This window comes from Schlesneria sp. (genome assembly GCF_036405755.1).
Classification (GTDB): domain Bacteria; phylum Planctomycetota; class Planctomycetia; order Planctomycetales; family Planctomycetaceae; genus Schlesneria; species Schlesneria sphaerica.
The window spans coordinates 1-9466 of record NZ_DASWWZ010000435.1 but is presented as its reverse complement, the minus strand read 5'-3'; the positions used below and the strand labels follow the sequence as shown (position 1 = coordinate 9466).

Below are 9466 nucleotides of genomic sequence, written 5' to 3'. Positions count from 1 at the left end.
TTGTCGTCTGGGACGGATCAAGACTTTTGGCGATCGACTCAGGCAGGCCCAGGAAGTGCAACTTGGCAGAACGCTCTGTATCTTTGAGGCCTTCGAAGTCTTCCTTCTTCAGGGCAAAACCCATATTGATCAAGGTTTGTTCGGTGTCCTGCAGTCGAATTTTCGCTTCTCGCAGGTTGACCCGCGCTTCGCGAATTTGTCGCTCTGGGACCGATGCAGAGGCCTTTTCCAGTGCTGCGAGAATCTCGGCCTTGGATTCCACATCGACCAGGTCGCTGAAAAACTCCGCTTTGGCACGTCCAACCTCAACGGCGTCAATGACGACCAGCACATCACCTTTGCGGATCGTGTCGCCAGGCTGTTTGAGCACCCGCCAGACTGTCCCCGAGACGCGAGACGAAAGAGCGGCGAACATCCTCTCGTCATAAGTGATAACGCCAGTCGTCTTAACCTTCTCGGTAACGGTACGCTGCTCAATGGGAACAGTTTTGATCCCGGATTGCTGAAGAGATTTTTCCGAAGGGAAAGAAACTTGCCATTCTTCGGCGTCTTCTTTCGTTTCCAGTTTTTCCCGAACCTCAGCTTCCTCGTGCTCGCTGTGAGGAGCGGCGTGAGCGCCGTAGCCGAATGACCAGTGCGTGCTGTGTCCGTAGTATGCCACTGCCAGCAAAATGAGCAACGTGCCGATATATCGTGCTCCGCCCCAAACCCGTTGGAAAAGAGTCTCTGGTTTGGGGTCTGCCCCCTTTTTGTGCGCCAATTCATCAGACACTTTATTCGAACTCCTCGGGAACGTAAGAGTCATCTGCGATCTGGCGAAATTCGCCGGCTCCTGCAAACAGAAAAACAAGTCGAAATGTCTTCTCTGTTTTGCCCGAACTCGGAGAACCTCACCTTACAACAGGTTAAGCAATGTTTGTGCCGCCTGCAATCCGACCTGAAGGAACTGTAACAATGGGAACGGATGACAATCGATTTTGGATCTTTCGAAATTGCCGGAGAGGCATATATCTTCTCGTTAACACTCTATGGTAAAAAGTGTTGCGATTTCTTCGAGTTTTTTCTCGCTTTTTCCTGCCCATCTGAGACAGAAAGGCTGTGTGAGAATCAATCAAGCGAGCGACGACGTCTTATCGCCCGATGTTCGAGGTGGGCTCTGAATACCGGGAGAATCCAGGGGCTCCGCTTCGTCTATGTCGATGGAGACAGGAGGTGATAGCATTGAGGCGGATGCATTGTTGGACTGCTGCTTGTGCCCAGCGGCGTATGAGGTTCGTCGAATGGAGATGAACCCCAGGTCAGCTTTAGATCTCGTCGAGAATGACGGATTGCTCGATACTGGACCTGAGCTGAAATTGGTGCAGACTCAGCCCGGGGAAGTGAACGTGGGCGGATTCCGATCGTAGTATCACTGGCTCAGCAACAGGATTGCCGCAGGGTGACAGTGTCGGCACGAGTGTAAATCCCTATGCAAGCAACTTGGATTCACCGAATGGTTCGTGATCTGCTGATGCTCCTCTGTTGTGGGATGTTGACTCTCTCCGGACTGGTCGGCTGTCAGCAGGAAGGTTCGCCTCAATCTCCTGTAGAGATGCCGAGAGCGTTAGCCGCTCCCCCCGCGGAAGAAATTCCGGCGAAAACAACGGCGACTGAACCATCGACGAAAACAGCGGACGATATCCTCGGAGAGGAACATCTCTCCCCGGTCGCATTGAATGGGCCATCGGAGCTTCTGGTTCGCCCCGACGATCGCAGGCCTCAGCATGACGAAGCCAGCTTGGCACAGGCAGGCATCCACCTGTTTGAGTCAAAAAGGTTGAAGCTCTTTACGGATGTTCCTGCGGCAGAAGCCGAGCCTCTGCCGCAGCTTGTGGACCAACTTTACGATGAGCTGGAGCAGTACTTCGGCCCGTTACCTCCCGATCGGCAGGGAACATCATTCCAGATGACCGGTTACCTGGTGAACGATCTGGAATTATTTCGAAGTCAGGGACTGTTGCCTGAGGAATTCACTTTCGACCATGGCGTGCAGCGAAGAAATGAGTTTTGGGTCCGCGATCAGGATCTCGACTATTACCGGCGTCATCTCGTGCTGCACGAGGCAACACACTGTTTCATGAATTACATGCCAGACGTGGATGCACCCCTCTGGTACATGGAAGGAATGGCGGAATACTTTGCCACTCACCGTATCGGGGACTCAGGGGCGCAGTTTCGTGTCATGCCGACTTCAGCTCGCGAATTTGCAGGCTTCGGACGATTGGGGATCATTCGGCGTGACGTCGCGACAAAGTTGACTCCGCCGATTTCGTCGATCGCGTCACTCGAGCCGGCGGTGTTTAAGACCGCTGATCCCTACGCCTGGTCCTGGGCGCTGTGTGCCTTTCTCGATGGGACGCCGCGGTACCGAAATCAATTCCAGAAGCTGGGGCAGGCGACACGGGGTGGAAAGTTCGAGCAAGAATTCCGTAACTCGTTTCCGGACGAGGACCGCGAGCTGGCTACGGGGTGGCAACTGTTTCTGATTCATGCACGATACGGATACGACTTCGAGCATGCGGCGATTGGTTTCCAGCCGGGGGAACCCCTGTCTTTGAGTCGTCCAGAGGCCTCGATCTCAATCAGTGCACAACGTGGCTGGCAGTCCAGTCGTGTTCTCCTCGAAGCGGGAAAGACGTACGAGGTATCAGCGACAGGACGATTCACGCTGAAATCGGCGACCGGAGATACCCGGGCGTGGGAAAGTGACCCGCAGGGAATTTCATTCCGGTACGTTGATGGCCTGCCGATGGGAACGCTGGTGGGATGTCTTCGGACCGAAACTGGGCCTGCCGGAGGATCTGACGACGCGATGCTGCAGATCATCCGGATCGGAAATCAGCGGACGTTTCAGGCACCCGTCACGGGAACCTTCTACTTGCGTCTGAACGATGACTGGAACTCGTTTTTCGACAATTCCGGCGAAGTTCAAGTGACACTTCGTGAAGTCAGATCTGTCGGACCGGCTGAAAGCGACGCGCAACCGGGAAACTGAATTACGACGTTGCAGATCGCCCAGGGAAGTACCTTTTCGGAATCTCTCCGGTAGAGGTCTCGTCGAGATTACTTATGACGAGTTTTTGGCCTTGGTCGAAGGATCAACGTCGCGATGGCAATTCCTGCCAGCAAAGGGATGATGATTCGAATGTCGACTCGCTTACCCGTCAGCAGGAGCGCCAGTCCGACGAACGCGATGACGGTGAACCAGGAGGCTTCGCCCAGGCTTCGGTTTCGAGCAATCGCCGGCAAGGCCATCCACAATGCGCCCATCACCAAGCCGACTTTTAAGCAGGCACCGGTCCAGATGTTCTGAGTCCCGGTGAATACCCAGAGGATCCCTGCGCCCACCAGCATGACAATCGCGATCACCCCGACCAGATTGCGATTGATGACCACGGACTTCGATGACGACGGATTCAACGCTCGCCGCTCCTGTTGAGAACGTGTTGGGTGAGATGGGCCCACGCAGAGTTCTCCTCGGGGAATATTGCTTAATTCGGACAACGAACGAGATACTGTAATAAATCCAGCCTTTCCGATCGACGTGAGATTGCAAGAGGCAGTGCCGCAGGGGTTTCAGGACTATGTTTCCTCAATGCGTAGGTCGATCTGGTGACGGGCCCAGGTGCCGCAATCAGCGATCATCCAATTTGAGTGCATCTCGGAAAGGTCCTGGGAACTTCCAACGGTTGGGAGGAATGGGCAAGACTGGCATTACGGCTCCTTCAATTCTCTGAATAAGCAGTTTCGTTGAAGCGTCAGGGATGCTACGATTTACGAATTGCCACACAACTGTTCAGCTGGTTGGGATATGAACGTCACCGGGACGGACAGTCCTGCGATTCCGATCACTTCGAGGGAGTGAGGTCAGTCGGATATGGGTGTTTTACCGCAGAGTCCTGGCCGGTATGGGAGCCATGAGGCGTCAGGGACCCGTGGGCGGAAACCGATGGCAGTACAACCCCCGGTTTGTCGAGCAATCGCTGGCGGGACGGGGATCAAATTGAAGATGCGAGCGTTCCACGATTAGGGTTCATCATGCTCTGGGAGCAACGAGTCCGTTATGCGGCGCAAACCGACATCGGTTTTCGGCGTAAGAATAACCAGGATTCCTGCGCGGTGGCCCTGTGTTCGCTCAAAGAGGAATGGGAAGAAGGTGGGCATCTTTTCGTCGTGGCTGACGGAATGGGGGGCCATGCTGTCGGGGAACTGGCCAGCAAGATCGCCACCGATACGATTCCTCACATGTTTGCCAAATTGCGGGGACGGCCTCCCGCAGTCGCTCTGAAAATCGCGATTGAAGAAGCCAACGACGTCATCAATGAGCGTGGTTCGCAAAACCATGATTTCATGCGGATGGGGACCACCTGTTCCACACTGGTCCTTTGTCCGCAAGGGGCCATCATCGGGCATGTCGGGGACAGCCGAGTCTATCGGATACGCAATTCGCAGATCGACCAGTTAACCTCGGACCATAGTCTGCTCTGGGAGATGATTCAGTCTCGCAAGCTGAACCAGAAAGATGCAGAGAGGCTTTGTCCCCGAAACGTCATCACGCGATCACTTGGTCCTGAGCCAACCGTCGATGTCGATATCGAGGGTCCATTTCCAGTTGAGCCAGGGGACATCTTCCTGCTTTGCTCTGATGGACTTTCCGGTCTGCTCAGCGATTCCGAAATCGGGATGATCGCGGGGACAGTTCCCCCGAACGAAGCCTGTCGGCTGCTCGTCAACCTCTCCAACCTGCGCGGTGGCCCGGATAACATCACTGTGATCATCGTCCATACCGGGGATCTCCCCGAGGGTGTGGATGTTGTCTATGAACGACCTGTGCCCCCTTCCCGGTTTGAAGGGCTGAGCTGGGGTGGGTTTGCCCTGATGTGCGTGTTCGCCGCGCTGTTCCTCGTGGGTCTTTATTTCTTTGAGCTGGATAAAGAGCGGCGGTTACAAGGAGGGGCCATCCTCGCAACTGCCGCGCTGGCGGGGATTGCTTACTGGACGTGGCATCGCAGTCGCCATTTCAAAAACGGATCTGACTACGCCCCGAATTCGGCCGTGGATCGGAGGCCCTATCGTGAAGCACCCGCGCGCATAACGGATGCGTTCGTAGAACAGATCACGCACCTCGAAGCGGATCTCCAGCAGGCTGCGATTGAAGACCACTGGCCCGTCGACTGGCCCAGTTACGAAGAAGCCTTTCGTCGAGCACGCGATGCGGTAGAGAAGCGACTCTTTACCCGGGCACTGGTCGAGTACGGGCGACTGTTTGACTTGTTGATGGCAGCGATTCAACAGCAGAGAAAACTGCAGCTCAAGGAACAGCGGCCGAAAAAAGGGAGCGGTCCTTCGATCTCGACGATTAAGGATGCAACCTGACTTGGAAAGTGACCCTATCAGCTCACTCGCAATGTTGCGGCTCTTCAATTCGGTTGCGGATCGGATCCAGTCAACTGTCATCCGTAGCGCAACCCGGTTGTTGTGGGAGCAACTCAACCGGGGTTGCGATTGCAATTCGTGACGCCTGGACGTTTCCTCGACGACTATGTGGCAGAGAGGATTGACTGAAGGGATTTGATGAGGTTGCTTTCTTCGACCGTGGTCGATGTTCCCGCTTTGAGATCCTTGATCTGCCAGACTCCTTTGGCGAACTCATCGGATCCGGCAATCAGAGCAACCCGGAATCCTTTTTTATCCGCGTATTGAAGCTGCTTTCCGAGTTTTTTCGTTTCCGGATAAACTTCGGTACTAATGCCAGCGGCCCGCAGCAGGCGTGCAACTCGCAGATAGTCTCCCAGTCGTTCATCATCAAACTGCGTGATCAGGACAGGAGCGGGTGTCGTCTGCGTTCCCAGGAGTTTGAGTTCCTCCATCGCGGCGATCAGGCGATCCAGTCCCAGGCTGGCACCAACCCCGGGGAGACGTTCCTTGGTGAACAGTCCCGCCAGATTGTCGTAGCGCCCCCCGGAGCAGATGCTGCCAATCGAAGGGAGATCGGTCAGGAAAGTTTCGTAGATGGTCCCGGTATAATAATCCAGACCCCGAGCGATGGAGACATCCAGCGCGATTCGATCCTGGGGAATTCCAGCCGTTGCGGCGGCATCGAAGAGCTGACGGAGCCGTTTCACACCCTGCATGACCTGTTCGTTGTCTGCATAGGTGGTGGCCAGGAACGCCAAGTCAGTCTGCGGCCCGACCGTCAAGAGCACCTGCTTTGCCTGATCGGGAGTGGTTCCCACCTTCTCGACCATTTCCGCGATCACATTGTCCTGTCCAATCTTCGGCAGTTTGTCGATCGCTCGCAGCACTCCGACCGTCTTGTCAGTCAGACCCAACGCGGCGAGAACGCCGTTCAGAATGAGACGGTTGTTGACGCGAATCGTAAATCGTTCAAAGCCGAGTGCCACGAGCAGGTCATGGATCACTAGCAGGGTCTCGATGTCTGCCGCGTTGGAATCGGTGCCGATCGTGTCGAAGTCACACTGGACGAATTCGCGGTAACGACCTCGCTGGGTGTTCTCTCCACGCCAGACAGGCGCAATGTGGTAACGCTTGAAGGGAGTCCCCAGCGTCGAGGAATGTTGAGCGGCGAAGCGCGCCAGGGGGACGGTCAGGTCGAACCGCATGGCGACGTCTCGATCTCCCCCGTCTTTGAAGCGGAAGAGCTGTTTATCGGATTCTTCCCCCCCCTTTCCCGTCAGGATCTCGGCATATTCGAGGGCAGGAGTATCGATCGGGCTGAAGCCGTAGCTGCGAAAGACACGCCGGGCCGTTTCCATCAGCCGTTCGCGTACCAGCATGACTTCAGGCAGAAAATCGCGGAATCCTCGCAGGGTACGTGGTTCAATCAATTGGGACACGGTGGCTTCCATTCAATGTAGCGTCTGACGACGAGGACAGGGTAACCGAGGGGATGGTCTTGCTGATTGGACGAATCAATGTCTCTCGACCATGCAGGTCATCAATTCGGATTCTACTGGGGAATAATGCAACCCGCCGGCTGAGACGAAGGCGGAATCGGGAGTGGGCTGACCGGTGCCACCACGTGACGGCTTGCGGCTTTACAGACCCCGAACCTAAGTACTGAGGACCGGAAGTGTGGGCAGGTCCGGCACTCCGGCTTTCTTGCGAGGCTGCGGTTTCGGAGGAAGAACCGCTTCTGCATATTCCCACAACTGATCGGGGGATTCGAAGTATTTGTCGTAGCACCCGTTGTTGTCATACTCGCAGTTGTCGGTGGAGTACGCCCGGCAGATTTCGGGGCGCGTGTGATAGATTCCGCAGCGCTGGTCAGGAAGCAGGTTCTGGCAGTCTCCGTAGACGAGCAGATACCAGGTTCCCCCATCGACGAAGATCGCGGTCCGTCCGTGCATGACGTACCAACGCATGTGATCGAAGTCCTCCCAGGTCGTCGGGGTTTCGATGGGTAACGCGAAATACCGGCAGCAGCGTGCAGTGCAATATGTGCACAGCACCTCGCCCGGTTTTAGATCGCTGCGACGGACTTTCACTTTCGGCATGGTTGATCCTCTTCAAACAACCCAAGAGTCTCATTTCTCCCGGGACTTGAGAAATCAGTGTAGCTGGTCGATGAAATCGATGGTATCGATCAGAAATCCAAGTCGAGAACAAGAATTGATGAGTGCGAAATTGCGTCGGGACTGAACGTGTTGAACCCTATTCCCTGTCGGCGCGTGCACCTGCTGCGAAACAACTGTCGGCACTGCAAGTTAGCGAGTCTCTGTCCTGTTTGAGCTGGCGGACCGGCAATATTGAACGCAGTCCGGTACCGCATTTCGCGTTGTTTTGAGGAATCGAACGGTTTGTAAGTGATCATCAGGACTTGCTGAGTTCAGTTTCCACTCAGGTGGTGATTACCGAAAAAACTCCGACAGATTGCTCGCATCGAGCGTAATCGATGTTGTAGCATTCGTTGCGGTGCTTCTTGAATTGCGTACCTGTTGGCGCCAGATCAAGTGAATTGCCATTTCCGCGATGGCGGAATGTGGTTTGTGATTTCGGAAAATTTTGGAAAGAGCATTCGATGAGCGATCAATTTTCGACGGGATCAACGTCGCGACGGAGCTTCCTCAAGGGAAGCACAGCAGTGGCTGGAGCCCTGGGAATGAACCTTGGACTCAATTCCGGTCTGTTTGCCGCGGGAAGTGACCAGCTGAAGGTCGGTCTGGTCGGCTGTGGTGGTCGCGGAACGGGTGCGGCCGGTGAGGCTCTGCAGGCCGATTCCCAATCGAAGCTTGTCGCTGTTGCGGACCTCAGCAAAGACGCGATCGAAGCCAGCCTCGGCAATCTCAAGGTCAACAAGCGAATCGAGCAGCAGGTTGCGGTCGACGATGCGCACAAATTTGTCGGTCTGGACGCCTACAAGAACGTCATCGAAACGTGCGATGTGGTTTTGCTCGCCTCGCCACCAGGTTTCCGCCCCGCTCATCTGCGTGCCGCGGTCGAAGCAGGCAAGCATATTTTCACCGAAAAGCCCATGGCGACCGATGCCCCGGGCGTGCGATCGGTGATGGAGTCGGTTCGCATCGCCAAAGAAAAGAACCTGGCGGTCGTCGCCGGTTTCTGCTGGCGCTATGATTACGCACGGCGCGAGCTTTTCCAGCGAATCCACGATGGACAGATCGGTGATGTCCTCGCGGTCTACGGGACCTACCTCACCAGCCCTGTCAAGCCGATGCCACCCGCCAGCACACGGCCAGAAGGCATCACCGACTTGGAGTGGATGGTTCGCAACTGGTATAACTTCACGTTCCTGTCGGGGGACGGACTGGTTGAACAGGCGATTCATACGGTGGACTGGCTGCAATGGGCGATGAAGGACGAAGCCCCGATGAGCTGTACGGCGGTCGGTGGACGCCAGGTTCCCGCTCATGGTGGTAACATCTTCGACCATATCGAAGTCAACTACGAATGGGCCAACGGAGCTCGCGGGTTTATGGCACAGCGGCAGATCGCCGGCTGCCATAACGAAAACAGCCTGCACGTGATGGGAACGAAGGGTTCTGCCTACATCAAGGGGGGCGTGGAAATCACCGGCGCCAATCCCTGGAAGTACAGTGGTCCTAATTCCAACATGTACCAGGTCGAGCACGATGAATTTTTCGATTCGATCCGAACCGGAAAGCACATCAACAATGGCGACCGGCTGGTGACCAGCACGCTGGCTGGGATCATGGGGCGCATGGCAGGCTACACCGGTAAGCAGGTGACCTGGGAGATGGCACTCAACTCGAAACAAGTGCTCATCCCCGAAATCACCGGCTGGGATACTAAAGTGGACGTACCACCGCTGGCTCGGCCCGGCGTCACTCCGTTCATCTGATCTGATCTGATCTGGACGGCGGCAAAGGAAGAATTGAGAAGCTGCGTGGTCACGGTTGATCACGCAGCTTTTTGTTTAAGGTCGCCA

The 9466-nt window shown here is 55.7% G+C and carries 7 protein-coding genes; 3 read left to right on the top strand and 4 right to left on the bottom strand.

The window, feature by feature from the left end; genetic code table 11:
* Positions 1 to 772: efflux RND transporter periplasmic adaptor subunit (locus tag VGE80_RS14905; RefSeq protein ID WP_440593212.1), on the bottom strand; the 772-nt coding region annotated here is incomplete at its 3' end.
* A gap of 720 nt (positions 773 to 1492) precedes the next feature.
* Here VGE80_RS14905 and VGE80_RS14900 point away from each other — a divergent pair.
* Positions 1493 to 3034, top strand: a complete 1542-nt coding sequence (locus VGE80_RS14900; protein ID WP_373650910.1) for a hypothetical protein — start codon at positions 1493 to 1495, stop codon at positions 3032 to 3034.
* A 68-nt stretch (positions 3035 to 3102) separates the two neighbouring features.
* Here the strand turns inward: VGE80_RS14900 and VGE80_RS14895 are convergent, their stop codons facing one another.
* On the bottom strand, positions 3103 to 3459 hold the full coding sequence (locus tag VGE80_RS14895) for a hypothetical protein (protein ID WP_373650911.1): 357 nt from the start codon (positions 3457 to 3459) through the stop codon (positions 3103 to 3105).
* 618 nt (positions 3460 to 4077) lie between these two features.
* Here VGE80_RS14895 and VGE80_RS14890 point away from each other — a divergent pair.
* Positions 4078 to 5415, top strand: a complete 1338-nt coding sequence (locus tag VGE80_RS14890) for a PP2C family protein-serine/threonine phosphatase (protein ID WP_373650912.1) — start codon at positions 4078 to 4080, stop codon at positions 5413 to 5415.
* Positions 5416 to 5579: 164 nt separating this feature from the next.
* Here the strand turns inward: VGE80_RS14890 and hisS are convergent, their stop codons facing one another.
* Positions 5580 to 6896, bottom strand: a complete 1317-nt coding sequence (gene hisS / locus VGE80_RS14885; RefSeq protein ID WP_440593211.1) for a histidine--tRNA ligase — start codon at positions 6894 to 6896, stop codon at positions 5580 to 5582.
* Between the two features lie 216 nt (positions 6897 to 7112).
* Positions 7113 to 7556, bottom strand: coding sequence for a YkgJ family cysteine cluster protein (locus tag VGE80_RS14880; RefSeq protein ID WP_373650913.1), 444 nt, complete (start codon positions 7554 to 7556; stop codon positions 7113 to 7115).
* Positions 7557 to 8080: 524 nt separating this feature from the next.
* Between VGE80_RS14880 and VGE80_RS14875 the strand changes: the two genes are divergently transcribed.
* Positions 8081 to 9379 carry a Gfo/Idh/MocA family protein gene (locus tag VGE80_RS14875; RefSeq protein ID WP_440593210.1) on the top strand — a complete coding sequence of 433 codons (1299 nt, stop codon included), beginning with the start codon at positions 8081 to 8083 and terminating at the stop codon, positions 9377 to 9379.
* Positions 9380 to 9466 lie beyond the last annotated feature (87 nt).

Coding starts and splice junctions, on each gene's coding strand:
- VGE80_RS14900 (WP_373650910.1), top strand. CDS start 1,493: ATGGTTCGTGATCTGCTGATGCTCCTCTGTTGTGGGATGTTGACTCTC.
- VGE80_RS14890 (WP_373650912.1), top strand. CDS start 4,078: ATGCTCTGGGAGCAACGAGTCCGTTATGCGGCGCAAACCGACATCGGT.
- VGE80_RS14880 (WP_373650913.1), bottom strand. CDS start 7,556: ATGCCGAAAGTGAAAGTCCGTCGCAGCGATCTAAAACCGGGCGAGGTG.
- VGE80_RS14875 (WP_440593210.1), top strand. CDS start 8,081: ATGAGCGATCAATTTTCGACGGGATCAACGTCGCGACGGAGCTTCCTC.